The sequence below is a fragment of the Streptomyces sp. NPDC107528 genome (genome assembly GCF_055639295.1).
Map to the genome: position 1 here is coordinate 117,446 of NZ_JBVKAV010000009.1, position 25,522 is coordinate 142,967.

Annotated in this window: 25 protein-coding genes and 2 pseudogenes; 22 read left to right on the forward strand and 5 right to left on the reverse strand. The window is 70.0% G+C overall.

The annotated features are described in order from the left end of the window. Nucleotides 1-124 precede the first annotated feature (124 nt). The 7 genes from ACZ7L5_RS27645 to ACZ7L5_RS27675 all read left to right on the forward strand — a co-directional run bounded on the left by ACZ7L5_RS27645 (nt 125) and on the right by ACZ7L5_RS27675 (nt 7,291). Nucleotides 125-1,645 (forward strand): class I adenylate-forming enzyme family protein, encoded by a 1,521-nt coding sequence (locus ACZ7L5_RS27645; protein WP_471519656.1) that lies wholly within the window; start codon nt 125-127, stop codon nt 1,643-1,645. Between the two features lie 49 nt (nt 1,646-1,694). Further along, on the forward strand, nt 1,695-2,417 hold the full coding sequence (locus tag ACZ7L5_RS27650; protein WP_471520190.1) for a TetR/AcrR family transcriptional regulator: 723 nt from the start codon (nt 1,695-1,697) through the stop codon (nt 2,415-2,417). A gap of 249 nt (nt 2,418-2,666) precedes the next feature. Then, nucleotides 2,667-3,458, forward strand: coding sequence for an SDR family oxidoreductase (locus ACZ7L5_RS27655; protein ID WP_471519658.1), 792 nt, complete (start codon nt 2,667-2,669; stop codon nt 3,456-3,458). Next, a complete protein-coding gene (locus tag ACZ7L5_RS27660; RefSeq protein ID WP_471519660.1) occupies nt 3,455-4,267 on the forward strand; it encodes an enoyl-CoA hydratase-related protein in 813 nt (270 codons plus the stop codon). Before ACZ7L5_RS27655 ends, ACZ7L5_RS27660 begins: the two co-directional genes overlap by 4 nt. Further along, nucleotides 4,254-5,480 carry an acyl-CoA dehydrogenase family protein gene (locus tag ACZ7L5_RS27665; protein ID WP_471519662.1) on the forward strand — a complete coding sequence of 409 codons (1,227 nt, stop codon included), beginning with the start codon at nt 4,254-4,256 and terminating at the stop codon, nt 5,478-5,480. Before ACZ7L5_RS27660 ends, ACZ7L5_RS27665 begins: the two co-directional genes overlap by 14 nt. 1 nt (nt 5,481) lies before the next feature. Next, the gene (locus ACZ7L5_RS27670; protein ID WP_471519664.1) at nt 5,482-6,264 is read left to right on the forward strand and encodes an SDR family oxidoreductase; all 783 of its coding nucleotides are present in this window, start codon (nt 5,482-5,484) and stop codon (nt 6,262-6,264) included. Beyond that, nucleotides 6,257-7,291 (forward strand): phosphotransferase family protein, encoded by a 1,035-nt coding sequence (locus ACZ7L5_RS27675; protein ID WP_471519666.1) that lies wholly within the window; start codon nt 6,257-6,259, stop codon nt 7,289-7,291. Before ACZ7L5_RS27670 ends, ACZ7L5_RS27675 begins: the two co-directional genes overlap by 8 nt. Nucleotides 7,292-7,469: 178 nt before the next feature. Here ACZ7L5_RS27675 and ACZ7L5_RS27680 read toward each other — a convergent pair whose 3' ends face one another. After that, nucleotides 7,470-8,135 carry a TetR/AcrR family transcriptional regulator gene (locus tag ACZ7L5_RS27680; protein ID WP_471519667.1) on the reverse strand — a complete coding sequence of 222 codons (666 nt, stop codon included), beginning with the start codon at nt 8,133-8,135 and terminating at the stop codon, nt 7,470-7,472. Next, nucleotides 8,132-9,427: a PucR family transcriptional regulator gene (locus tag ACZ7L5_RS27685; protein ID WP_471519669.1), complete on the reverse strand. Its 1,296-nt coding sequence runs from the start codon at nt 9,425-9,427 to the stop codon at nt 8,132-8,134. The genes ACZ7L5_RS27680 and ACZ7L5_RS27685 overlap by 4 nt, the downstream gene beginning before the upstream one ends. A gap of 189 nt (nt 9,428-9,616) precedes the next feature. Between ACZ7L5_RS27685 and ACZ7L5_RS27690 the strand changes: the two genes are divergently transcribed. The 6 genes from ACZ7L5_RS27690 (at nt 9,617) to ACZ7L5_RS27715 (ending at nt 15,756) form a co-directional block, all read left to right on the forward strand. Further along, nucleotides 9,617-10,375: an ABC transporter ATP-binding protein gene (locus ACZ7L5_RS27690; RefSeq protein WP_467477970.1), complete on the forward strand. Its 759-nt coding sequence runs from the start codon at nt 9,617-9,619 to the stop codon at nt 10,373-10,375. Beyond that, nucleotides 10,372-11,181, forward strand: a complete 810-nt coding sequence (locus ACZ7L5_RS27695; protein ID WP_471519671.1) for an ABC transporter ATP-binding protein — start codon at nt 10,372-10,374, stop codon at nt 11,179-11,181. Before ACZ7L5_RS27690 ends, ACZ7L5_RS27695 begins: the two co-directional genes overlap by 4 nt. Beyond that, entirely contained in the window at nt 11,178-12,068 is an 891-nt protein-coding gene (locus ACZ7L5_RS27700) for a branched-chain amino acid ABC transporter permease (RefSeq protein ID WP_328883535.1), read from the forward strand. Before ACZ7L5_RS27695 ends, ACZ7L5_RS27700 begins: the two co-directional genes overlap by 4 nt. Then, nucleotides 12,065-13,177 carry a branched-chain amino acid ABC transporter permease gene (locus ACZ7L5_RS27705; protein WP_471519673.1) on the forward strand — a complete coding sequence of 371 codons (1,113 nt, stop codon included), beginning with the start codon at nt 12,065-12,067 and terminating at the stop codon, nt 13,175-13,177. The genes ACZ7L5_RS27700 and ACZ7L5_RS27705 overlap by 4 nt, the downstream gene beginning before the upstream one ends. Before the next feature lie 5 nt (nt 13,178-13,182). Further along, a complete protein-coding gene (locus ACZ7L5_RS27710) occupies nt 13,183-14,460 on the forward strand; it encodes an ABC transporter substrate-binding protein (RefSeq protein ID WP_471519675.1) in 1,278 nt (425 codons plus the stop codon). A gap of 183 nt (nt 14,461-14,643) precedes the next feature. Then, the gene (locus ACZ7L5_RS27715; protein WP_471519677.1) at nt 14,644-15,756 is read left to right on the forward strand and encodes a catalase family protein; all 1,113 of its coding nucleotides are present in this window, start codon (nt 14,644-14,646) and stop codon (nt 15,754-15,756) included. 76 nt (nt 15,757-15,832) lie between these two features. On the opposite strand, the gene ACZ7L5_RS27720 is transcribed toward ACZ7L5_RS27715, so the two are convergent. After that, a complete protein-coding gene (locus ACZ7L5_RS27720; RefSeq protein WP_471519679.1) occupies nt 15,833-16,165 on the reverse strand; it encodes a putative quinol monooxygenase in 333 nt (110 codons plus the stop codon). 222 nt (nt 16,166-16,387) lie between these two features. On the opposite strand from ACZ7L5_RS27720, the pseudogene ACZ7L5_RS27725 reads away from it, so the two are divergent. Further along, nucleotides 16,388-16,780 (forward strand): annotated as a pseudogene (locus ACZ7L5_RS27725) (glycine betaine ABC transporter substrate-binding protein); the annotation flags it as partial. Between the two features lie 70 nt (nt 16,781-16,850). On the opposite strand, the gene ACZ7L5_RS27730 reads toward ACZ7L5_RS27725, so the two are convergent. Further along, a complete protein-coding gene (locus tag ACZ7L5_RS27730; protein WP_471519681.1) occupies nt 16,851-18,200 on the reverse strand; it encodes an FAD-dependent oxidoreductase in 1,350 nt (449 codons plus the stop codon). 48 nt (nt 18,201-18,248) lie between these two features. Further along, complete coding sequence (locus ACZ7L5_RS27735; RefSeq protein ID WP_471519683.1) at nt 18,249-19,346, reverse strand: LacI family DNA-binding transcriptional regulator; 1,098 nt, start codon at nt 19,344-19,346, stop codon at nt 18,249-18,251. 367 nt (nt 19,347-19,713) lie between these two features. On the opposite strand from ACZ7L5_RS27735, the gene ACZ7L5_RS27740 reads away from it, so the two are divergent. From ACZ7L5_RS27740 to ACZ7L5_RS27775, 8 genes and pseudogenes are all read left to right on the forward strand, one after another. Then, nucleotides 19,714-20,601, forward strand: a complete 888-nt coding sequence (locus ACZ7L5_RS27740; protein ID WP_471519685.1) for an SDR family oxidoreductase — start codon at nt 19,714-19,716, stop codon at nt 20,599-20,601. A 35-nt stretch (nt 20,602-20,636) separates the two neighbouring features. Continuing rightward, nucleotides 20,637-20,891, forward strand: coding sequence for a hypervirulence associated TUDOR domain-containing protein (locus ACZ7L5_RS27745; RefSeq protein WP_471519687.1), 255 nt, complete (start codon nt 20,637-20,639; stop codon nt 20,889-20,891). A 178-nt stretch (nt 20,892-21,069) separates the two neighbouring features. After that, nucleotides 21,070-21,219, forward strand: coding sequence for a hypothetical protein (locus ACZ7L5_RS27750; protein WP_471520214.1), 150 nt, complete (start codon nt 21,070-21,072; stop codon nt 21,217-21,219). A gap of 229 nt (nt 21,220-21,448) precedes the next feature. Further along, nucleotides 21,449-21,922, forward strand: a complete 474-nt coding sequence (locus tag ACZ7L5_RS27755; RefSeq protein ID WP_471519689.1) for a hypothetical protein — start codon at nt 21,449-21,451, stop codon at nt 21,920-21,922. Between the two features lie 645 nt (nt 21,923-22,567). Next, nucleotides 22,568-22,849: pseudogene (locus ACZ7L5_RS27760) on the forward strand (glucoamylase family protein); the annotation flags it as partial. Nucleotides 22,850-22,893: 44 nt separating this feature from the next. Beyond that, nucleotides 22,894-23,328, forward strand: a complete 435-nt coding sequence (locus ACZ7L5_RS27765) for a VOC family protein (RefSeq protein ID WP_471519691.1) — start codon at nt 22,894-22,896, stop codon at nt 23,326-23,328. A 110-nt stretch (nt 23,329-23,438) separates the two neighbouring features. Continuing rightward, nucleotides 23,439-24,929, forward strand: a complete 1,491-nt coding sequence (locus ACZ7L5_RS27770; protein WP_471519693.1) for an MFS transporter — start codon at nt 23,439-23,441, stop codon at nt 24,927-24,929. Next, on the forward strand, nt 24,926-25,510 hold the full coding sequence (locus tag ACZ7L5_RS27775) for a TetR/AcrR family transcriptional regulator (protein ID WP_471519695.1): 585 nt from the start codon (nt 24,926-24,928) through the stop codon (nt 25,508-25,510). Before ACZ7L5_RS27770 ends, ACZ7L5_RS27775 begins: the two co-directional genes overlap by 4 nt. Nucleotides 25,511-25,522 lie beyond the last annotated feature (12 nt).

The following is a 25,522-nucleotide window of genomic DNA, read 5'->3' on the forward strand; positions in this document are numbered from 1 at the left end:
GGGCGCAGTGAGGTCGGTCATCCGGCCGCACCGCCCGAGGACTTGATGCCGAAGCCGGGCCAAGTCAACCCATCGGAGAGGTGCGAGCCGCACCATCACCTGCTCTCGTCCCGGAAGGCACCCCATGACCAGCGTCTTCGATCCTGTGTGCCGCCACGCGGCCGCAACTCCCGACAACATCGCACTGCGCGGCGCCACGGATCAGTGGACCTACCTTCGGCTGCGGGACGCGAGTAAGCGGTACGCGGGCGCCCTGGTCGCCGCAGGCCTGTCCCCGGGGGACCGGGTGCTGCTCGCGGTGCCGTCGGTGCCCGAGTTCGTGGTGGCCTACCTCGGGATTCAGGCCGCGGGTTGTGTCGTGGTGCCGGTCAACACGATGTCCACCCGGGCCGAGGCCGAGTACGTTCTCGGCGACGCCGGATGCTCATTGGCGATTCGATGGCACGCCCTCGGCCCCGCTGTCGCGGAGGCGGCCGCGGCGCTCTCAAAGCCCTCATGGACGTTGTCCCCGGGCGCGTCGGCCGCCGCTGCTCCTGTCGGTGTCGTCGATCGGCACCGCGACGAGACCGCGGCCATCCTGTACACCTCGGGAACCACGGGGCGGCCGAAGGGGGCCCAACTCACTGTCGGGAACCTGCTGTCCGCCGGGGAGATCGGCGCCGAGTGCAGTCGTGCCTCGAGCGCCGACCGTACCGGCACCGGACTCCCGCTGTTCCATGTGTTCGGCCAGGCATCGGTCATGATGGCGACCTTGACCGTGGGCGGCTCGATGTCGTTGCTGGCCCGATTCGACCCGGTGTCGATGCTGGACATGCTGCGCCGCGACCGCCTCACCATCGTGGCCGGCGTGCCGACCATGTGGAACGCGCTGCTGCACGCGGCGGGTGATGCGAGCCCGGCGGACTTCGCCGGGCTCCGTGTCGCCGTCTCCGGCGGCGCGTCGCTTCCCGGGGAGATCGCCCGGGCCTTCGAGGCCCGCTTCGGCTGCACGATCCTCGAAGGGTATGGGCTCACCGAGACCACTGCGTTCGGCACCTTCAACGACCTCGACCGCGGAGGCAGGACGGGGTACACCGGCAGGGCAGTGCCGCGGATGCAGGTTCAGGTGCGCGACGACGACGGCAACGAGTGCCCGCCGGGCGGCGTCGGCGAGGTGCACATCAAGGGACCCACGGTGATGCGGGGTTACTGGAACCGCCCCGCGGACACCGCCGCGGCCATCTCCGACGGCTGGTTCCGGACCGGTGACCTCGGTGAAACCGACACAGACGGGGACCTGCGCATCGTCGACCGTCTCAAGGACCTGATCATCCGCGGTGGTTACAACGTCTATCCCGGCGAGGTCGAGGAAGTTCTCTACGAGCATCCGGACATCGTCGAGGCAGCCGTGATCGGCGTTCCCGACGAGCACTACGGCGAGGAGGTCGCCGCGCTCATCGCGGCCCGTCCCGGTTCCGAGCTCGGTGCCGCCGAGGTGTCGGCATGGGCACGAGAGCGGCTGTCCGCCTACAAGATCCCGCGTATCGTCCGGTTCGTCGACGCGCTGCCCAAGGGCCCGACCGGGAAGATTCTCAAGCGGTCCATCGACCGTACCGTTCTGACCCGTGACGTGCCGAACGTCGATATCGCCGCCGGCCGTCACTGAGCGTTTCGACCTTACGGATTGTGACGCCCCGACCTTACGGATTGTGAGCATGGTGTCGGATTCAAGTACAGTTTCCGGGATGGACACCACTGCTCCCGAGGAGACCGACGGCGACGAAGCGCCACCCATGGCGCCCCTCTCGCACCTTCGCGAGCCGCCCACGACGAAGCGCGGAGCTCGGACGCGGGCCGCACTGGTGAAGGCCGCACGGAAGGTGTTCGAACGGGACGGCTACCTCGACACCCGCCTGACCGACATCACCAAAGAAGCCCAGTGCGCGGCGGGATCCTTCTACACCTACTTCGCCAACAAGGAGGAGGTGCTCGCCGCCGTCCTCCTGGAGGCGCAGGAGGACATGATGCACCCCGGCATGCGCCGGGTGCAGGGTACCGACGATCCCTATGCGGTACTCGAGGCGAGCAATCGCGCGTACCTCGAGGCATACAAACGGAACGCGAAGCTGATGGGCCTGCTCGAGCAGGTCGCCCAAGTGGAGCCGGAGTTCCGTGAGTTCCGAAGCCGGCGCGCCGACGCGTTCATCCGCCGCAATGCCCGCGGCATCGCCGACCTGCAGGCGCGGGGTGCAGCAGACCGTGAGGTCGATCCGATGATGGCCTCCCGTGCGCTGTCGGGCATGGTCAGCGTCATGGCCTACAACGCCTTCGTGATCGGCGGACGCCAAGAAGAAGGTACGCCGTCGGACTTCGAGGAGCTCGTCTCCACGGTCACCCGGCTCTGGGCGAACGCTCTCCGCTTCCCCGGCCACCGCTGATCCGGCGGCTGGACCACCTGCCTCACAGCACCCGGCACCGCCGGGTGCTTCTCCTTTTCTCGCCTCCTCCGCAGGGGCCGTTCAGATGGTTCTCCTTGGCGCGGCGCCGCCTGCTCTATTGAACTTGACGTCGGATTCAAGTATACAGTTCAGTAGAACACGGCCCCACGATCTCCGGGCCGGCCCCCGGCCTCGCACGCCCCGCCACCGAGAGGGTTCGCTGTGAACGTTGCACAAAGAGTCGCCGTCGTGACCGGTGGTGGCGCAGGCATCGGCAGTGCGCTGGTCGCACGGCTCGCTCGCGCAGGCGCCCGGGTCGTCGTCGCGGATCTCGACGCGGACAGCGCGCGGGCGGTGTCGGAGAGCGTCAACGCCGACCATCCGGGAAGCACCGTCAGCGCCGGCGCGGACGCGTCGGACACCGAGCAGATCCAGCAGTTGGTCGACCTGGCTGAGAGCACGTTCGGCCCGGTCGACCTCTACTTCGCCAACGCGGGCATCGCCGGGGCGCCCGGTCTCGACGCGAGCGAGCAGGACTGGGACCACTCGATCGACGTGAATCTACGAGCCCACATCCGTGCGGCAAAGCTGCTGGTACCGCGGTGGCTGGAGCGCGGTGAGGGCTACTTCGTGAGCACGGCCTCGGCAGCCGGATTGCTCACCCAGATCGGCTCCGCCACGTACGCCGTCACCAAGCACGCGGCCGTCGCCTTCGCCGAATGGCTGAGCGTCACCTACGGCGATCGCGGGGTCCGGGTCAGCTGTCTGTGCCCGATGGGGGTGAACACCAAGCTGCTGTCTGCCGGGGAGGAATCCGGGGACGCGCTGGGAAGAGCCGCGACGCGGGCCGTCACCTCCGCCGGTGACGTCCTGGAGCCGGCCGAAGTCGCCGACGCCGTCCTGGCCGCAATCGACGACGAGCGCTTTCTCGTCCTGCCGCACGAAGACGTGCTTGAGATGTACCGGCACAAGGGCTCGGACTACGACCGGTGGCTGCGCGGAATGCGTCGGTACCAGAGCTCCCTGCTGGCGCAGGCATGACCGGCGCGCCGGGCGAGCTCGTCCTCGCCGAACACCGAGAACCTGTGCTGGTGCTCACCTTCAACCGGCCCGCCAAGCTGAACGCCTGGACCGACGAACTCGAGGACCGCTATTTCGCGCTGCTCGACGCCGCCGAGGACGACCCTGACGTACGTGCCGTCGTGGTCACCGGCGCGGGCCGCGGATTCTGCGCCGGAGCCGACCTGCAACTGCTGCGGGCGGCCGGCGAGGTCGCCGAGGCGGACAGGGCACGGCGCCGTCCGCGGGACGTTCCGCGAACCCTGCGCAAGCCCCTGATCGGAGCGATCAACGGGGTGGCCGCCGGCCTTGGCATGGTGGAGGCGCTCTACTGCGACATCCGTTTCGGCTCGCCCTCGGCCCGGTTCACCACGGCATTCGCGCAACGCGGGCTGATCGCCGAGTACGGGATCTCCTGGCTGTTGCCCCGGCTGGTGGGGCACAGCCGGGCGGCGGACCTGTTGCTGTCGAGTCGCATGGTGGATGCCGAGGAGGCATTCCGGGTCGGACTCCTCGACCACCTGGTCCCCACCGCCGACGTGGTGGATGCCGCTGTCGCGTACGCCGCCGACCTGGCGAGGCGCTGCTCCCCGGCATCCATGGCCGTCATCAAGAGCCAACTGAGCAACGACGCGCACGGCACCTACGCCGATTCCGTGAGCCGGGCGGAAGACCTCATGCTCCAGGCCTTCCGCGGCTCCGACGTCGTCGAAGGCGTGGCCAGTCACCTGGACAAGCGCCCGCCCACCTTTCCCTCCCTACCCGTCAGGAGTTCGGATGTCCCTGTTTGAGATGTCGGACCGCGCCAAGAAGTACCAGGCGGATCTGCTCGAGTTCATGGATGCACGCGTCTACCCCGCCGAGGCGGTGTACGACGAGCAGATGCGCGCGTCGGGTGACCCGCACTTCCAGCCGCCGGTCATCGAGGAGCTCAAGGCCGAGGCGCGCAGGCGTGGACTGTGGAATCTGTTCCACCCGCACCCGGACTGGGGCCCCGGGCTGACCAACCTCGAGTACGCGCCGCTGGCGGAGATCATGGGCCGCAGCCACATCGCCTCCGAGGCCTGCAACTGCAACGCGCCCGACACCGGCAACATGGAGGTGCTCACGCTCTTCGGCAGCGACGAGCACAAGGAGAAGTACCTCAAGCCCCTGCTCGACGGAACGATGGCTTCGGCCTTCGCGATGACCGAGCCGCGTGTCGCCAGCTCCGACGCCACCAACATCGAGCTGCGGATGGAGCGTGACGGCGACGAGTACGTGCTCAACGGCCGCAAATGGTTCGCCTCGAACGCGATGCACAAGAACTGCAAGGTGCTCATCGTGATGGGCAAGACCGACCCCACGGCGGCCCCACATCGCCAGCAGTCGATGATGGTCGTTCCGATCGACGCCCCCGGGGTCACTGTGGTCAGGAACCTCCCGGTCTTCGGGTACGCGGATCGCGAGGGCCATGCGGAGATCATCTTCGAGGATGTCCGGGTGCCGGCCAAGGACGTGCTCAAGGGCGAGGGCGAGGGTTTCGCGATCAGCCAGGCCCGGCTCGGGCCCGGTCGTATCCACCACTGCATGCGGGCCATCGGCGCGGCCGAGAGGGCGCTGGAACTGATGTGCCGGCGTGCACAGTCACGGGTGACCTTCGGCAGTCCGGTCGCCGAACGGTCCAACATCCAGGACTGGATCGCGGAAGCGCGTATCGACATCGAGATGATCCGCCTGCTCACGCTCAAGGCCGCCTATCTCATGGACACGGTCGGGAACAAGGAAGCGCGCACCGAGATCGCGGCCATCAAGGTGGCCGCCCCCGACATCGCGTTGAAGATCGTCGACCGCGCGATTCAGGTGCACGGGGGAGCCGGAGTGACCGACGACTTCCCCTTGGCGATGATGTACGCGCATCTGCGGACGTTGCGGCTCGCGGACGGTCCCGACGAGGTTCACAAGCGGGCCATCGCCAAGCAGGAACTGCGGCAGTACCGCGACGCGACGGCGGCGGTGAACTGACGTGACAGGACTCGATCTCACCGGTCGCACCGCCGTCGTCACCGGGGCCTCACGCGGTATCGGGCTGGCGGTCGCCCAGGCCATCGCCGCGGCCGGCGGAAACGTCGTCCTCACCTCCCGGTCCCAGGAAGCGGCGGACGCCGCCGCGGCCCAGGTCAAGGGCACGGCGGTGGGTATCGGTGCGCATGCGGTCGACGAAGAGGCGGCCCAGCGCTGTGTGGATCTGACGCTGGAGCGCTTCGGCAGCCTGGACATCCTCGTCAACAACGCGGGGACCAACCCGGCGTTCGGGCCGGTCATCGACCAGGACCACGGTCGGTTCGCGAAGACCTTCGACGTGAACCTGTGGGCGCCCGTCCTGTGGACGGGTCTGGCCACGCGGGCCTGGATGGGGGAGCACGGCGGCGCGGTCGTCAACACCGCGTCGGTGGGCGGCTTGGCCTCCGAGGCGAACATCGGGTTGTACAACGCCTCGAAGGCCGCCCTGATCCATCTCACCAGGCAACTGGCCATGGAACTCTCGCCGAAGGTCCGCGTCAACGCCGTGGCACCGGGTGTGGTGCGCACGAAGCTGGCCGAGGCTCTGTGGAAGGAGCACGAGCAGGCGGTATCCGCCTCGGTGGCGCTGGGCCGCATAGGGGAGCCTGCCGACATCGCCTCCGCGGTCGCCTTCCTCGTCTCGGACGCCGCGAGTTGGATCACCGGCGAGACCATGGTGATCGACGGGGGGCAACTGCTCGGTGACGCGCTCTCGTTCAGGCAGGGAGCCGGCGTCGGTGTCTAGCGCGGACGTTCTCGGAATCGACGCCGGGGCGGTGGGCCGCTGGTTCGCCACCCTCGGCGTCGACTTCGCCGGGCCCATGGCCTTCGAGCGGATCGGGCTGGGCCAGTCGAATCTGACGTATCTCGTACAGGACCAGGACGGCCGCAGATGGGTGCTGCGGCGCCCGCCACTGGGTCGACTGCTGGCCTCGGCGCACGACGTGGCCCGCGAGGCGCGGATTCTGAGGGCCCTGGAGAGCACCGCCGTCCCGACCCCGCGAGTGCTTGGGCTGACCGATGATCCCGTCGTGACCGATGTCCCGCTGCTGCTCATGGAGTTCGTGGACGGCGAGGTCGTCGACACGATGTCGATCGCGCGGTCGTTGACGCCCGAGCGCCGCCGGGCGATCGGGATGTCGTTGCCGCGGACGCTGGCGAAGATCCACGCGGTCGATCTCGAGGCGGCCGGGCTGACCGGTCTGGCCAGCCACAAGCCGTATGCGCAGCGTCAGCTCAAGCGGTGGTCGGCCCAGTGGGAGAGGTCCAGGACCCGCGAGCTGCCCGTCCTGGAGGACCTCACCCGGCGACTCGTCGCGGCTGTGCCGGAGCAGTGCGAACTGACGCTCGTGCACGGGGACTTCCATCTGCGCAACGTCATCACCTCCTACGACAGCGGGGAGGTGAGCGCGGTGCTCGACTGGGAGCTGTCGACACTGGGAGACCCGTTGGCGGACATGGGCAGCCTCCTGGCCTACTGGCCGGCCAGGAGTGAGAACACCTTGAGCGACTTCGTCGCGACGGCTCTCGACGGCTTCCCGTCCCGCGACGAACTCGTGGCGGCCTACTCGGCGGCGTCGGGGCGCGACCTGACGGCGTTGGGCTACTGGCACGCGATGGGACTGTGGAAGGTGGCGATCATCGGGGAGGGCGTCATGCGCCGCGCTATGGACGAACCGCGGAACAAGGCCGCGTCCGGGACCCCGACCGCTGCGCGCATCGACGCACTGGTGGCGAAGGCCCACGAAGTCGCGGACATGGCAGGCATCTGACCACCCGTACGCCGGACCCGGCGTGGGCGCGGGCCCCCGCCGCCGCGCCCGGAGCGCCGGCCCTGGCCCAGCAGCCGGTGCCCGGTGTCCGGGATTCGGTGGCCGGGATTCGGCTGTCGTCGGGCTGTGGCCTCGTCCCGCCGCCCGCCGCCCGCCGCCCGCCGCGCTCAGGGCGTTTTCAGCCAGTCGGTGCCGTCAGATGGATCAGGATGCCGCACACCTCGTCCACGATCTCCAGGGCCTCCGTCTCGTCCCCGCAGTCGCCCAGCTCGCGTGCCGCACCGCCGATCACCGTGGTCAGCACTCTCACCCGAACCCGGCCGGCACGTCGCTTCTCGTCCACCTCCAGGAGCCGGGCGTTGCGCCGTACCCACGCGCGGTCCCACTGGCGGCGCAGGGCGTCGAACCCCGCGGGTCCGTCGTCCTCCGCGATGAGTCTGCCGAGCCGCCGGTTGTCCCAGGCACCCTCCAGGTACGCCCTGGCCCCCGCCACGAAGAGGGCGATGGGGTCGTCCACGCCACGGCCTCGCTCGGCGGTCAGCGTGGCTGCGGTCAGGCGCTCCTGTTCCTCCCGGAACTCCTCCCAAAGGGCGAGGTAAAGCCCTCGCTTTCCGCCGTAGTGCTGGAAGAGGCTGCCCACCGGGATGCCGGCGCGCGCCGCGATCTCGGCGAGACCGGCGTCGGCGTAACCGCGCTCGGTGAACACCTCCAGCGCTGCGTCGAGAAGCGCACTGCGGACCGTTCGGTGCTCCCCGGTGACTGCCTCCGGCCGGTCCATTCCGTCCTGCCCGTCCGCCGGCTGACGCAGCGCCTCGGTCCCGGCAGACTCCACGATGCGGCTCACCGGCAATCCCCACCTTCCCCGGCCCCGTCGCGGATGGCGAGGGCGACCAGCAGTTCCAGGAGGTCGGCGATCCGGCGCGGATTGCGCCCGGTGCGTTCCTCGATCCGGCGCAATCGGTAGTGCGCCGTGTTGTGGTGCACCCGCAGCCGGTCGGCGGCCAGCCGCAGGTTGAGGTCGGCCTCCGCGAAGGCCCGTATGGTGGCCGCCAGCGTGTCGCCACGTCCGCGGTCCTCCTCCAGCAGCGCACGCACGCGGGGATCGACCAGCTGTCGGGCGAGGTCGTCGGCGCGCAGCGCCAGGTAGTCGAACGGGGACAGCCGCGGCAGTGCCGCCACCCCGCCCCCGCTCGGCACGAGGTCGAGGGCCGCCCGTGCCTCCTCGTAGGCGCGCGGCAGTTCGCCGGCGCCCTGGGCGACCGTGCTGATGCCCATGGACAGCATGGTTCCCTCTCGCGCGAGCCGTTGCTGTACCGCCTCGAAGTGGGCGCAGATGTCCTCCGCGTCCATGCCGGTGCGGACCACGGGCACGGCCACCACCTCGCCGTGGCGTACGACGACCAGGGTCCGGCCGGCCCAGGGACCGGCAACGCCGATGGACGCGCTGGTCGCGTAGCCCTGCTCGGCCGAGGTGAGGTCGCCGGTGCGGGTGTCGCCGACGCACACCGCCACGACCGCCATCATCGGCGAGTGCGGTCCGATGCCGTACGCCTGCGCCGCGGCGAGCAGCGGACCGCGCGCCGGTGCCGCGCCGGCCAGGAGCTGGTCCAGGAGATCCCGGCGCTCCCGGTCCGCGTCGGCGACCACATGCTGCTGGTACTCGACATAGGCCTGCGCGGCATGGGTGCTGGCGTAGTCGACGTACCGCATCAGCGGTGTGACGAGGGACAGCGCGGCCTGCTGCGCCTCGGCGGACGTGCCCGCGCAGTCCAGCAGCTCGTCCCACAACACCTGCCGGCCCACCCGGAAGGCACTGATCCAGTCCTCCAGGGCGAACCCCGCGCGTGCTCTGCGCATGGCTGCCGCGCGGCTGAAGACCAGGTCTTCGGGGGCGATGTCCTGGTCGCCGGCCAGCGCCGCCAGCTGCATCCGGTAGTGCGTGAGGACCTGGTCCCGTACGTCGTCGAAGAACCGCTCGTCCTGGAGCGCGTACGACGGGATCTCCGTGCGCATCACCGCGACGGCGGTCTTCGCCACGTCTTCGAGCCGGTCGTGGACGGTGTGCAGGAGCCGGTGCCGCTCCCGGCTGAGGGGTTCGGAGAGTGCGGGGGCGCCCAGGGCGGGTCCGCGAGGCATGGCGCCGATCGTCGCTGGCGTACTCGTGTCCCGTCAACAGGCCCGGCGGGCGAGTTGTCGGGGGCATTGGGCGTGGCGCACAAGTCGGTGGCCGCGAAGTTGGGTGCTCGCACCCAATGTGCGCTCGGAACGCCCCCACCTACTGTGACGCTCGCCCACCCCCCCAGCACCTCGGAAGGGGCGTCACACATGCTCGCGGTCGACGGTATCAGCGTGCGCTTCGGCGGGATCACGGCACTGGACGGTGTCGCGTTCACCGTCGAGCCGGGCACCGCCGTGGGGCTCATCGGACCGAACGGAGCCGGCAAGACCACCTTGTTCAACTGCCTCACCAGGCGCTGCACCCCTGATGCGGGGACGGTCCGGTTCGAGGACGAGGACCTGCTCGCCCTCCCACCGCACTCCGTGGCCGGGCGCGGCATTGCCCGCACCTTCCAGAATCTGGGTCTGTTCCCACGGCTCACGGTCCGGGAAAACGTCATGGTCGGCTCCCACAGCCGGGGGCATACGGGACACTTCGCCGCGGCGCTCCGGCTGCCCCGCGTCCGGCGGGAGGAGAGGGAACTGCGTGACCAGGCAGACGACTTGCTACGGCGTCTAGGTCTGGCGGATGTCGCCGACCACCCCGCCTCCGGGCTGCCGTTCGGCACGCTCAAACGCGTCGAACTCGCCCGGGCGCTCGCCGTACGGCCCCGGCTGCTGTTGCTCGACGAACCCGTCAACGGGCTCAGCCACGGCGAGGTCGACCAATTCGCGGATCTGGTCCGGTCGGTGCGCGAGGACTTCGACCTGACGCTCGTGGTGGTCGAACACCACATGGGGTTCGTGATGGGCCTGTGCGACAAGGTCGTGTGTCTCGACTTCGGGCGCAAGATCGCCGAGGGCTCGCCGAAGGAGATCCAGCGCGACCCTGCGGTCATCGAGGCGTACCTGGGGGTGGCGGCATGACGGAATCCACCACCGACAGCACCGAGGCCGGGCAGTCGCATGCGGAACCGGACTTCCTGAAGGTGTCGGGCCTGCATGCCGGATACGGCCAGGCCCGCGTGCTCCAGGGGCTCGACTTCTCCGTCGCACGCGGCGAGGTGTGCGCGGTCCTCGGGCCCAATGGCGCGGGCAAGACAACCACTCTGCGGGCCCTGTGCGGCATGGTCCGCGGACGCGGCTCGGTGACGCTGAACGGTACGGAGCTGCTGGGTCGCTCGCCCGAGCAGACCGCGCGGCTGGGCGTTGCGCACGTACCTGAGGGCCGGGGCACCTTCAACGACCTGACCGTCGAGGAGAACCTGCGCATCGGCGCCCACTTGCGCACCGGCCGATGGAAGCGGGGCCGTGCCGAGCGCGCAGGCGTGGCGGCCGACATGGAGCGCATCTACGGCTACTTCCCCAAGCTGCGCCAGCGGTCCCACCAGGCCGCCGGCAGCCTCAGCGGCGGCGAGCAGCAGATGCTCGCCATCGGCAGGGCGCTGATGCTTCGGCCCTCACTGCTGCTCCTGGACGAACCGTCGCTGGGGCTTGCGCCGCTGGTCACTCGCGAGCTGTTCGAGATCGTCCGTGCCGTCAACGAGGAGGAACGCACCACTGTGGTCGTCGTCGAGCAGAACGCCCAACTCGCGCTGGATGTGGCGCACCGGGCACACGTACTGGAGGCAGGCCGCCTGGTGCTGTCCGGGCCGTCCCGGGAGATCCGCGAGGACGGGCAGGTCGCCGAGGTGTACCTCGGTGTCTCCGTCCGCGCCGGAAAGGACGGGTGAGCGCCGTGACCGAACTGCTCCAGCAAGTGGTGGAAGGAGTCGGCTCCGGCGCCGTCTATGCCAGCCTGGCGCTGGCCCTGGTGCTGATCCACCGGTTCACCGGGATCGTCAACTTCGCTCAGGGTGAGCTCGCCATGATCTCCACCTATGTGGCGTGGCAACTCGTGGCGTCCGGGATGTCGTTCTGGCTGGCGCTGCCGGTGACCCTGGCGGTGTCCTTCGCCGGCGGCATGCTGGTCGAACGGATCGTCATCCGCCCGGTGCAGAACGCGCCCGAGCTGACGATGGTCATCGTGACGGTCGGTCTGTTCATCTTCGTCAACGCGATGGCCGGTCTGATCTGGTCGTTCACCGTGAAGGACTTCCCACAGCCGTTCCCCGACGGCGGGATCGACCTGGCCGGGGTGCGCCTGGACTGGTCGAGCCTCGGCATCATCGCGGTCGTGGCCGTCGTGATGGGCCTGCTTTACCTGCTGTTCCAGCACACCTCCGTCGGTCTGGTGATGCGGGCGGTCGCGTGCAACCCCGCCTCCGCCCGGCTGTCGGGCATCCGAGTGGGCCGCGTGCTGATGCTCGGGTGGGGGCTGGCCGCGACAGTCGGTGCGGTGTCGGGCGTGCTCGTCGCCCCGCTGCTGTTCCTCGAACCCAACATGATGGGCGGCGTGCTGATCTACGCGTTCGCCGCGGCCACCCTCGGGGGCTTCGACAGCCCGGTCGGTGCGGTCGTCGGCGGCCTGGTCGTGGGCGTGGCAGAGACGCTGGCCGGGGCCTACGTCGACGTGATCGGTGCCGATCTGAAGGTGGGCGTACCCCTGCTGATCATCCTGGCGGTGCTGCTGGTGCGGCCCCAGGGCCTCTTCGGACGGGCGGCGGTGGAGCGCGTATGAGCACGATCACCGCAACACCGGGCACCGACCGCGCCCGCCGACTGCGGGCCGCGCTCACCGTGCTGCTCGCCGCGGGCGTCGCCGTCGGCGCACCGTTCTACTTCGCCCCGTTCCAGGTCTTCCAACTGACCATGGTGCTGCTGTACGCCGTGGCGCTGGCCGGCCTGAACCTGCTGGTCGGATTCGGCGGGCAGATCTCCCTCGGGCACGGCGCGTTCTTCGCGGCAGGGGCCTACACGGCAGCGGTCATGCTCGACCGCTACGACACCGGCCACGTGGCCACGCTGCCGGCCGCCGCCGTCGGATGCTTCCTGCTCGGCCTCGGTTTCGGCGTGCCCGCCCTGCGGCTGCGGGGGCTGTACCTGGCCCTGGTCACGCTCGCCTTCGCGGTGTTCCTGCCACCGCTGCTCAAGCGGCTCGAACCGGTGACGGGCGGCTCCATGGGTTTGACCGTGGACAAGCTGGAACCACCCGCGTGGAGCGGGCTGGCCGAGGACCAGTGGACGTACTTCGTCGTCCTCGCCGTCACCGCGGTGGCTCTGCTGCTCGCCCGTAACCTGCTGCGGTCCCGGGTCGGTCGGGCCCTGCTCGCGGTGCGGGACAACGAGAGCGCCGCGGAGGTCATGGGCGTACGGCTGTCGCTCCACAAGACCCTCGCTTTCGCGTGGAGCGCGATGTTCGCGGGCGTCTCGGGATGCGTCTACACCTGGGTGATCGGCTTCGTCTCGCCCGACTCGTTCAGCTTCGTGCTGTCCATCACGCTGCTGGCCGGCCTGGTGGTCGGAGGGCTCGCCTCACTGTACGGACCACTGCTGGGCGCGGCCTTCGTGATGTACGTGCCGAGCGTGGCCCAGGACATCAGCGAGGCGGCACCCGGCGTGGTGTTCGGCCTGCTGATCATCGCGGTGATGTTCGTGGCGCCGACCGGACTGGCCGGTCTGGCGGGGCGTGTCCGGGGCGCCGCCGCCAGTCGGCTCACCAGCACCACCAACCCTGTCGCCGGTGACCGGAAGGCCGACTCCGAACCCTCCTCGCCCACCGCCCCGGCGGATCCCGCACCTGTCGATGCCGAACCCGTGGGCGCACCGCCCCGCACCGAAAGGGACTGAATCACATGCGCAAGACGACCACTCTGCGGGCGGCCGCGGCCGCGTCCGCCGCCCTGCTCCTCGCCACCGCCTGCACCGGCCAGCGCGGGCAGGACGGCAAGGACGCCGCCGCCGACGGCGCGTGCCAGGGCCAGCAGACCACCGGCATCACCGACAAGACCATCAAGCTGGGCGGCATCTACCCACTGTCGGGACCCGCCTCCGCGTACGGCACGATCAGCAAAGGCGTGAGCGCCTACTTCAAGCACGTCAACGCCGATGGCGGCATCGACGGCCGCACGGTGGAGTTCACCGTCCGCGACGACGGCTACCAGCCGCCCAAGGCCGTCGAGGAAGCCCGCAGACTCGTCGAGCAGGAGAAGGTCTTCGCCGTCTTCCAGACCCTGGGCACCCCGTCCACCGCCGCCGTCTGGGACTACCTCAACAAGCGGAAGGTGCCCCAGCCCTTCGTCGCCACCGGCGCCTCCGTCTGGGGTACGGACGGCAACCACCCGTGGACCACCGGCTGGCAGCCCAACTACATCGCCGAGGCGCGGGTGTACGCCAAATACCTCAAGGAGGAGAAGCCGAAGGCCAAGGTCGCCGTCCTCTATCAGAACGACGACTTCGGCAAGGATCTGCTCGGCGGGTTCGAGGCGGCCCTCGCCGACAGCGGCATCAAGGTGGTCGCCGAGGAGAGCTACGAGGTCACCGACCCCTCCGTCTCCGCACAGATGACAAGCCTCGCGCGGTCCGAGGCGGATGTACTGCTCAACGTCACCACGCCGAAGTTCGGCAGCCAGGCACTCGCCGCCGATGCCAAGAACACCAAGTGGAACCCGCTGCACATCGTGAACAACGTGTCCTCGTCAGCCACCGTGCTCAAGCCTGTCGGGTTCAAGAACGTCCAGGGCGTCGTCTCCGCGACCTACTTCAAGGACCCCGCCGACCCGCAGTGGGCCGACGACGCGGAAATGAAGACGTACCAGGACGCGCTGCGCGAGTACGCGCCCGGCTCCGACCCGGCCAACCAGTTCAACGCCTACGGCTGGGCCGCCGCCTCCAGCCTGCACAAGGCCCTGGACGCGATGAAGTGCCCGACCAGGGAGGGGATGCGGGACACCGTGCGCAACCTCAAGGACGTCAAGGTGGACATGCTGCTGCCCGGTGTCACCCTCTCCACGGGGCCCGAAGACGCCTTCCCGATCGAGACGATGCAGCTGATGCGGTTCGGGGGCGAGCGCTGGCAGCTGTTCGGTGAGCCGGTGGACACCCGTAAGGAGTTCGGCCCGCTGGCGAAGTGAGCCGGCGGGGGCGGCCCCGGGCGATGCCCTGCCCCTGGGAACCGCCCCCGCCGAGTTCGACGGTGGCGCGCCGGTCCTTCCGTGCCATCGGCGTGTGATTCATCACAGCAGGTTATGTTGTGCACAATTTAATTGCTGGCTACATTTTGGGGATCAGCGGCACTGTCACAGAGAGGCAGCACCATGGATCCCGTCCGCTATGAGGACTACCGCCCCGCCGAACGCCCGGGCTATCAAGCAGAGTTGGACGCAGTGGTCGCACAGGTGGCGCAGCGCACCGGCGCCTCGGTCGAGCGCGAGGCCGTCGGCCGTGCCGTCCGTACCGCCCACGGAAAGACGTACGGCCTCCTCAAGGCCACCGTCACGGTCGGTGACAACCGCGGCTTCCACGCCCAGGGCATCTTCGCCCGGCCCACCGTGTACGACGCCGTCGTCCGGTACTCCAACGGCCTGGGGCACCAGCGTCCCGACCACCAGCTGGGCGCGGCGTGCGGGATGGGCATCAAGCTGTTCGGCGTCCCCGGCCGGTCACTGCTGGCCGATGAACCGGACACCGGCACCTTCGACCTCAACCTGATCAACAATGACGTCTTCTTCGCGAACACCGCGTACGACTACATGGTCATCGAGGAGCTGTTCGCGGAGCTGCCCGAAGGCCTGGCGAACCCCGCCCGCCGCAAGACCTGGATGGCGGATTTCCTGACGCGCCGGGGCACGCTCACGGATCCCGCCGGCTGGCTGTGGGACGAACTGTTCGCCATGCTCTCGTTCACCACCGTCCCGCGCAGGAACCTGCTGTCGTACACCTACAACAGCATGGGTGCCTTCCGGTACGGCGACCACATCGCCAAGATCCGCACCGTGCCGACGCCCGAGTCCCAGGCCGCCCTCACGCACCAGATCGTGGACGTGCGCGCGGACAACGAGGCGTTCCGCCGCACGCTGGTTGCCGAGACCGCGGAGCGCGGCCATTCCTTCGAGCTCCAGGTGCAGCTCAACACCGATGTGGCTCGCATGCCGGTGGACAACACCTCCGTGAAGTGGCCTGAAGAGTCGTCCCCCTGGGTGGCCGTCGCCCGTGTGGACCTCCCGCGTCAGGACATCGGCGGGGAGGACAACGTGGCGGCCGCCGACGCCACGTCGATCACGCCGTGGCGCTCCCGGGAGGAGCACCGGCCCATCGGCGAGATCCAGCGGGTGCGGCAGGAGGTGTATCGGCGCTCGTCCATCGAGCGGCACCGCATCAATGGACAACAGCGGCGCGAACCGGTCAGCAGCGCGCAACTGCTCGGTTGAGCCGGTACCGCCGCCCTCGTCGGTGCTGTGGGCCGGGCGGCGAACTCCTCCGTCAGCTCAATGTGGCTGAACCGCCCTACCCCTGCTCGGGCACGGCCATCTCGCCCAGCAGCGACCAGTCCTCCTGCGGAATGCTCGCGTTCACGATGCGGGGTGTCTCGAGCAAATGGGGCGGCAACGTCTGCTGCGCGGCCCTGAAGTGCGCCGACTGCACGTGCGCAGCGCCTGCTTCGTCATCGCGGAAGGCCTCGACCAGGACGTACTCCGTGGGGTCGGCCACACTTCTCGACCAGTCGAACCAGAGGCAGCCGGGCTCCCGGCGCGTGGCTTCGGTGAAGTCGGCGGTGATGTCCGGCCACCGGTCGGCATGCTCGGGGCGGACTCGGAACTTGGCGGTGATGAAGATCATCAGCCTTCGTGTCTCCTTGGACGTACGACGTTTCGGTCGGTGCCCGCAGTGGCGTGGCGGCCATGCCGGCCCGCCGAACGAGCAGTCGCCGGCCCATCCCCTGCGATCAGTGGGGGCGTTGCGACAAGATCGTACGACGTGAGCCGCGCATGGGCAGGGCGTCCGGCCCGCGTCCGCCGGTCATTCTCCCGAATGACCGTCCGCGACAACCGGCCGATGCAGGTGTACGCGGGCAGCGAGACCGCCCTGATCCAGGCCTTCCGGGACGCCGAGAAGAACAAGAAGTGGGTGATCGGCTACTTCCACGAGCCACAGTGGCTGTTCTCGGAGGTGCCGCTGGTCCACATCGATCTGCCCAAGCACACGGCGGGCTGCGACACCGATCCCGCCAAGATCCCCTGCGACTACCCGGTGTTCGACCTCGACAAGATCGTCAGCACCCGCTTCGCGAAATCCGGCAGCCCGGCCTACGACCTGGTGAAGAACCTCACCTGGACCAGCGACGACCAGAACACCGTCGCCAGGTACATCGCGCTCGACAAGATGACACCGCGGGTGGCCGCGGAGAAATGGGTCGCGGCACACGCCGACAAGGTGAAGGCCTGGCGCGGGTAGCGCCGTGCGGGCGGGTCCCCGAGCCGATCACGCCGCGACCGGTCACAGACCGCCGAGTTTGCCGGCCGCGTCACGGACGGAGTCGAGCGCGTCCACAACGGCGTTGCGCCGCCTCGCGCCCGCCGCACGGTCCGCCGGGACCAGCCGCGCGGCGGCCTGCACGGCGTAGACGTCCGGGTCGCCGAAGGCGGTTCGCGGGTGCTCTCCCGTCTCCGCGCCGTGTGCCGTGACCTCCTTGACCGCCTGGAGCACGACTGCCCGGTCCACGCCCGGCTGCATGGCCAGCCGTACCTGGAAACGCGCCATCCACTTCTCGCGGTCCTTCTCCGCCGCCGCGTCCGTCGTCCGGTCCTTCTTCGCCACGTGCTCTCCAGGGTGATCTACAGCCGTCTGTCGTGGAGTTGGACGTCGAGACACCGAAGCAGGTTGCGTGAGCGAAAGAGCAACTGTTGGACAGCCGGCTCAGCCCCGGGCCACCGCGATGGCTCCCGCGAGCCGCTCTCCCGCCTCGTAGATTATGTACGGGACGCCGCCGTCGGTGCCGAAGGAAGGCGCCGCGGCGCGCCCGTTCTCCGGAGCCGCGCAGCGCGAGTTGTAGAAGACGCCGAGGTGGGTGCGCTTGCTGAAGTCGTTGCCGACTTCGGTCATCATGATGTCGCCGCCGCTCGCCTTGTCCTTGTTGTAGACGACGTAGGTGCTGTTGTTCCGGTGCAGGAGGTGCGGACCGCCGACATTGGTCGATCGTGTGGTCCTCGCCCTCGTGGTGGGAGAGCGCGAAGCAGACCGTGATGCCCTGCTGGTTGTCGGGCTGGGCCTCGTCAGGGGCGTGCGGCTCGTCGAACTCGGCGCGCGCCTCGGCCCCGTTCGCGTGCTCGACGCCCGCGAGGTGGAGGAGTTCGCCGGTCTCGGTGGCGTCCAGGACGTAGCGCGCGGTGAGGGTGCGACGCGTCCCGTCACGCAGATTTTGCAGGGTCACCGCCCGTACGACATCGTTGTCGGCGTCGGCCTCGGCACAGACCGGCCGGTGCTCGGTGAGTACGGTCAGCCGGCCGGCCGCACGGTGGGGCGCGAGCATGCCCTCCAGGACGGCGAGGGCGACCCCGGGTTCGTGGCAGAGCTTGCTGACGCGGCCCGCTCCCGGGTTGAGCTCGGTGAGCGCCAGCGCCTCGGCCCGCAGCGGGTACCAGTGGCGGTAGTACCGCCGGATCTCCTCGCGCAGCCGCCGGTACGTGGCGGTCGTGCCGAACTGCTCCACCCACGGGTGCTCGTCGGGCGGTACGGCCTGGCTGGTGAGCTGGCCGCCGATCCAGTCCGTCTCCTCGGTCAGCACGACGCTGCGTCCCGCCCGGCAGGCGGCGAGTGCGGCGGCCACGCCACCGAGGCCGCCGCCCACGACGAGGATGTCTGCTTCGGATATCACGCTTCTCCTTGCTGCCGGTTCAGGTTCACAGAGGGCTGGGGCCGGTGCTCAGGGCCGGGCAGGCGGCGGTCCGGTCGTCGGACCGGGGCGGAAGGCACAGCCGACGAGCGGCTCGCGCGCCTCCTCGCCCGCGACGAGCGCGGCCAGCAGACGTACGGCCGCGGCGCCCAACTGCGGCCGGGGAATGTCGAATCCGGTCGGTACGGGCTCGCTCGCCAGATCGGAGGGCGGGCTGCCCAGCAGGGCGAGGGACGCCTCGGCCGGGCAGTCGAGGTCCGCCTCACGCACGGCGGAGAGCAGGCCTCGCCAGGCGGCCCCGGTGTCGGTCTCCTCCGCGACGAAGGCCGTCACGCCCTCGTCGGCCCAGGCACGCAGCCGTTCTGGCGTGAGCTCCCGCTGCGGATCAGCGGACCGGAAGACGGACGCGGGCCCGGCGGGCAGGCCTGCCGCCTCCAGCCCCTCCAGGAAGCCGCGCTGACGGTCCGTCGAAGCGGGCGCGTCGTCGTCCTCGCGGACGAGGACGATCCGTCGATGCCCCAACTCGGCCAGATGGCCCACGACGTCACGGGTGGCTCGGACATAGTCCGCGCCCACCCAGGCCACGCCCTCCAACTCATCGCGGCGGCCCAGATGTACGACCGGGAAACCGTCCTCGACCAGCCGCTTGAGCTCCGCCCGGGGTGTATGCCGACCGACGAACAGACAGCCGTCCGCGAGCCGGACCCGGCTCAGAGCTTCGGGACCCGTGGCCCCCGCGCCACCCGTGCTCGACCCGGTGAACAGCACCAGGTCGTAACCGAGTGCCGCCGCCTCGCGCTCCACGCCGACCAGGAAGGGGTAGTACGAGTGCTGCACATCGGTGGGGAACGTGGCGGTGAAGCTGAAGACGCCGAGGAGGTTGTTGCGCGCGGCGGCCAGCCGCCGGGCGGCCGGATCGGGCACGTAGCCGAGACTGCGGGCCGCTTCCAGGACCCGTTGGCGGGTCTCCTCGGAGATGAGGCGTCCCTTCCCGTCCGGCTTCGGCGAGAGCACCAGGGACACGGTCGCCTGCGAGACCCCTGCGAGCCGAGCCACCTCGGCCTGCCGGGGTCGTGACGTACGTCCGGCCGGAGCGGGGGTACGTCCGGGGCGTTTCCTGGGTTCCACGGTGGCTGCCTATTAATGCGTATTACCTAATGCGCATTAACGAGGTTGCACCTACCCGCCCAGCCGGTCAAGGCCCGGGGGAGAAGTGGTGCGGGCGACCTCTGCACGATCGGGATCAGCGGGGCTGGTTGGACGCCTGACGCGCGGGCACTCGGGGCGCGGGCGAGCGCGGTGCGCCGTGCACGCCGCAGCCCGGGGTGAGCCCGGCCGAGGACAGGCGCTGAACGTGGCGGACCGGAAGCAGGGCCGCCCGTGTCCGGCCCCGCACATCCGCCGGCACACAGCAGAACTGACCGCATCCGAAATCCACCCCGTCAGGAAGAGGCCCGACAAGGCCGCCACCCGAGTCGGTAGAAAGGGGTAGCCCGTGCGCAGCAGGAGCAGCCCGCTCGCCGGCCGTACGGTCGCCGTCACGGGCGCCGCCCGCGGTCTGGGCGCGGCGCTGTGCCGCGAGATCTCCCGGCGCGGCGCCCGAGTGGCGCTGCTCGGCCACGAGAAGGCCGCCCTTGAGACGGTGGCGGAGTCCCTGCCGGGCCCCGCGCTGGCCGTCGAGGTCGACGTCACCGACCTCGTCGCCCTGGTTGCCGCGGCCCACACGGTGCGGGCCCGACTGGGGCGCCCCTCCGCCGTGGTGGCGAACGCGGGTATCTCCGAGGGCGGTCCGTTCCTCGCCTCGGACCCGGCGGCCTGGCGGCGTGTCATCGACGTCAACCTCACCGGCAGCGCCCACACCGCCCGCGCGTTCCTGCCGGACCTCTTCGACACAGCGGGGTACTTCCTCCAGATCGCCTCGCTGGCGTCGATCGGCGCCGTCCCTCTGATGAGCTCCTACTGCGCCTCCAAGGCGGGGGCGGAGGCCCTTGCGCACGCCCTGCAGACGGAGGTGGCGCACCGAGGGGTCGCTGTGGGCATCGCGTATCTCAACTGGACGGACACCGACATGATCCGCGACGCCGACCAGTACGCCGCCCTGCGTGAACTGCGCGCCCACATGCCCCCGCCGGTTAGCCGGGTACACGACGTGGAGACGGTCGCCGCGCGCCTGGTGAGGGGCCTGGAACGCCGCCGTACGGCCGTGTACGCCCCTCCATGGCTGCGTCTGACCCAGCCGGTGCGAGCGGCGCTGCCACCCGTCGTGCTGCGCGTGTCGCGCCGCCGGCTACCCCGTATGGAGGCCGCGCAGCCCGTCGAGTACACCGGGCCACTCGGCGCTGGTGGCCTGGCCGACCAGGCGGCGTTCCGGCGCGATCCGTGACGTCACGACCGGCACCGAGGAAGCGAGGGAACACCATGGCGAAGAAGGCGAAGAAGGCGAAGGGGACGAGCGGCGGGGGCAAGGGCAAGCAGCTCACCCAGGGCGACGAGGTCACCTGGAACAGCCACGGCAGCACCACGGAAGGCACCGTCGAGCGGAGGATCACCCGACGCACCGAGGCCGCCGGCCGCACCGTGGACGCCTCGCCCGAGGATCCGCAGTACGAGGTGCGCAGCGCCCGCTCCGGCAGGTCGGCGGTGCACAAGCCGTCCGCACTGCGCAAGAAGTGAGCGGCTGACCACGCGGACGTCGCCGTGCCACCTCGAACCGGCAGACGGCGTCGGCCCATGCAGAGGATCCGAGCTCATCGCTCGGCGGCAGGGGTGAGACCACGCGGCCGGGGTAACCGCGTTCGTACGTAGGCCCTGTTGCAAGGGCGTTGTAGTCGACCGTCTCAGGAGGACAGCCGTGCCAGGCATGTTGGACAAGATCAAGCAGTTCAGCAGGAGTCCGCAGGGGCGACGTGCCGTGGAGGAGGTACGCCGGGCCTCTCGCGACCCGCGGCGCCGGGCCCAGGCCCAGCGGCTGCTCGGCAAACTGAGGGGGCGGCGCTACTGAAGCGCCCGGTGTGCTTCTCTCGGCGACCGGGCGGCGCGCCGACGGCAGTTCGCTGAAGGGCGCGGGTCGTGTCGGCGCCTTCGGTGCGTCGAGCGGTCCGCACGAGTGCCGCGCGAGCCATTGGGGCGCATTGTCAGTGGCAGGCGCAACAATGCGGTCCAGCAAGATCGACATTGGGTCCGGAACGAGGCGCGCGCTGTCCGTCCTCCACCCTGGAAAGGCCGTACAGATGCCCCTCGCGACCTCCCGCGCCTCGTATTCCGTCGCGGACGCCGACTCCGCGGCCAACACGGTTCATCCTGGGCGCCGCGGCGAACGCGACCGCGACCGTGCCGGGCGGGCGGCCCGAACGGACCTGGCCTGCCTGAGCGCACCCCTCCAACTGCACCCGCCCAGATCCGCGGTGGCGCTCGACCCCCTCGCATCCGAGGTGCTGCGCATCGTGGCCGACTCCCGCACACCCGTCTTCGTGACCGTCCACGAGGGCGGACGAACGCGCTACGGCTACTGGCGCCCGGTCGACGCCGCCGCAGGTAGAGGCGGCTGCTACGTCGCCCTGCCCACCGATGTGTGCGAAAAGCTGCGCTCCGGCGGACGCATCGAACTGGGCGAGCCCGTCTCCGATCCGGCCAAGACCACCTACCGGATCAGGCCCGCCCGTACTCGGGTGAGGACGGGACGCCACGAAGGCAGCGCGGCGTGACCGGCTGAAGCCGTCGCACTGCGAGGCCAGGGCTTGGGGACCCGAGTCCTGGTACCCCCTCGTGGTACGGCTGTCCCTGTAGGTCTCCTCCTTGCCGACCGCGATCACGGTGTCGTCGTGCCGCAGTACGGGGCGCAGCTCGATCGTCGCGGTGGAGGAGGCCAAATCATTCCGTCGACGTCCACCACGCTCGACTGGCGCTGCTCGGTGAGCGGTACCGCGGTCGGATCCGGGGAGCTGTCCCGACCCGAAACGACCGGTCCGCTTCCAGGAGTCGTCGGAGCTCCGCGTTCACCATGCGGGTGGGCCGTGCACGTCGTAGGGGATTCCACGCGTCCATGGCGCGCGTGCGTTCAAGGGTCGCGACCGTGGCGCCGCAGATCAGAGGGGAGCCCTGGTATGTCAGGGCCGCCGTCGGCCACATGGCACCGGGGAGCCGGTTCGCCATCGACGTCCAGGCGCAGCTGCCGTCACGTGACGTCCACGGGGCGGGCGAGTGGACGAATGCGGGGGTGCCGTCGGGCGAGGCCGGGGGCGGCGGATCCTGTCGGTATCCGACCGTGATCACCTGTCGTCGAGGGAGAAGGCATCAACGAGCCCAAGGTGATCGCTGTCATGGCGGTGCCGCGAAGGCCGGCGACCAGGAACTTCCTCGCTCTTCCCCACGCGCCCACCGAGGCCGTCGCCAACCTCCGTGGCCTCGACCGCGCCTTCGGTACCTACGACGACCGCTACGGCCTCCGCGACTCGGTCGACGTCACCACCGGCCGCGTCAGCGACTTCGTCCTCGCCCTCGACCAGGGCATGATCACGGCGGCCCCGGCCCCGGCCCCGGCCCCGGCCCAGCATCTGCGGCCCGGCCTGCTCCAAGCCCCCTTCCGAACGGGCGGCTTCACCGGCTGGGTGCGGCCCTTGCTGCGCAACTAGCGGTTCTCGATCTGAGTTGAGAATCTCCCTGCTATCGTGCGCCGATGTCATCGATCAAGCAGTTCCAAGTCACCTTTGACTGCGCGGAACCCGAGCGAGTCGCTCGCTTTTGGTGCGAGGTACTGGGGTACGTCCTGCCGAAGCCGCCGGAGGAGTTCGCCACTTGGGACGATTACAACCACTCGCTGGCTCCTGAGGATCGGGGTGCATGGGCCGCCTGCATTGATCCCTCCGGTGTCGGCCCGCGACTGTTCTTTCAGCGCGTTCCCGAAGGGAAGGTCGTCAAGAATCGGGTTCATCTCGACGTGCGGGTCGGCACCGGACTGGTGGGTGAAGAGCGCCTCGCCGCGCTTGAGGCCGAGTGCGCACGCCTGATCCCGCTCGGCGCGGTACGCGTGCAGCTACTGCCCGCCGACGACGAGAACGAGTCGTGCATCGCGATGCAGGACCTCGAGGGCAACGAGTTCTGTATCGACTGAGCACCCTCCCGAGTCGGCGGGATTACCGGCTTGGGTGAATGGCTATTCACCAGCTATGGTGAATAGCCATTCACCCGCCGCCTCGCCAGGCGCTGCCCGCTGGAGTGCCAATGGACCGGACCGCCGCGATACGCAAGCCGCCTTGCGTGAGCACCCTCCGAGACCGGCTCACCGTGCCGGTGCTCGCGTTCGGCGGCATCCTCATGGCCGTCATGCAGACCGTGGTCGTGCCCCTGCTGCCCGACCTGCCCCGGCTGACCGGCGCCTCGGCGGGCACGGTCTCGTGGATGGTCACGGCCACTCTGCTGTCCGGCGCGGTCCTCACCCCGGTGCTGGGTCGGGCCGGCGACATGTACGGCAAGCGGCGGGTCCTGATGTCGGCTCTGGGGCTGATGACCCTGGGCTCGGTCGTGTGCGCCCTGACCTCCGACATCGGAGTGCTGATCGCCGCACGGACGCTGTCAGGAGCGGCCGCCGCGGTCGTCCCGTTGTCCATCAGCATCCTGCGCGACGAGCTGCCGCCGGAGCGCCGGGGATCGGCCGTGGCGCTGATGAGCGCCACCGTCGGCACCGGCGCCGCGCTGGGCCTGCCGCTGGCAGCCGTGATCGTGCAGTACGCGAACTGGCACACCATGTTCTGGGTGACCAGCGCCCTCGGCGTGGCGGGTGTGACGCTGGTCTGGTGGGCGGTACGGGAATCGCCGGTGCGACAGCCGGGCCGGTTCGACCTCTCCGGCACGCTGGGCCTGGCCGGCGGTCTGGTGTGTCTGCTGCTGGGGGTGTCCCAGGGCGGGCAGTGGGGCTGGGGCAGCGCACGGGTCGTAGGCCTGTTCGTCGGAGCCGTCGTCGTGCTCGCCCTGTGGTGCAGGCAGCAGATGCGAACGAAGAAGCCGCTGGTGGACCTGCGGCTGGTGGCCGAGCCCAGGGTCGGCCTGTCTCATGTGGCCGCCCTGCTTGCCGGATTCGCGTTCTACGCCAACACCCTCGTCACCGCCCAGCTGGTGCAGGCCCCCACGGCCACCGGGTACGGACTGGGTCTGTCCATCGTCGCCACCGGCCTGTGTCTGCTGCCCAGCGGTGTCGTCATGCTCCTGCTGTCGCCCGTCTCCGCCCGGATCTCCGCCGCACGCGGGCCGCGTGTCACGCTCGCGCTCGGGGCCGCGGTGATCGCCGTCGGCTACGCGGTCCGTATCGCCGACAGCCGCGACCTGTGGATGATCATCACGGGAGCCACGATCGTCGCCACCGGGACCACCCTCGCCTACTCGGCCCTGCCCACGCTCATCCTGCGAGCCGTGCCTGCCGAGCAGACCGCATCCGCCAACGGCGTCAACGTCCTGATGCGGACGATCGGCCAGGCCGGCTCCAGCGCGGCCGTGGCCGCCGTCCTCGTGCACCACACCGGTTCGGTCGGTGGAGCGCCGGTGCCCACCCTGCACGGCTACCAGGTGGCGTTCGCGATAGCGGGCGTGGTCGCCCTCGGAGCCGCGGCCGCGGCGCTGTGCATCCCCGGCGACCCCGCACAGGCGGTCACGGAAGGGCCGGAGCAGTCCGGCGACAGCCCCCGGGGCGCGCGCGACGGGGCGATGGAGGGAGCATGACTGCCGTGAGCACTCCACCCGTCACGCCCGGACCGGCCCGCAGGGACGCCGAGTCGACCAGGGCGGCCATCCTCCGGGCGGCCCGCTTTCTGCTGGCCCGGCACGCCCACGCCGACATCACGCTCAAGGCTGTCGCCGACCGCGCCGGGGTGAGCCCGCCGCTGATCCTGAAGTACTTCGGCAACAAGGACACGCTGTTCGCCCAAGTCATGTCCTTCGAGGCCGACGCCGACGCTCTGCTGGCCGCACCACTCCCGGAACTCGGCCCGCACATGGTCCGGCACGTGCTGGTCAGCCAGTCCGAGCAGGGCGCCGACCCGCTGCTGCGGATCGTGTTCGCGCCCCTGCACGGCGAGCAGGGCGACATCCTGCGCGCCAACTTCCGCACCCAGGTCACCGACCGCATCACCGCCCGCCTCACCGGCCCCGACGCGGGCCTGCGCGCCGAACTGGCCGTGGCCACCCTGCTGGGTCTGGGCGTGATGTACGGCATCGCCCGCGGCACCGAGATGCGAGCGAGCACGGTCGACGCCTTGGTCGACCGGTACGCGCCGGCGGTGCAGGCGTATCTCACGCCCTGAGTGCTTTTCCCA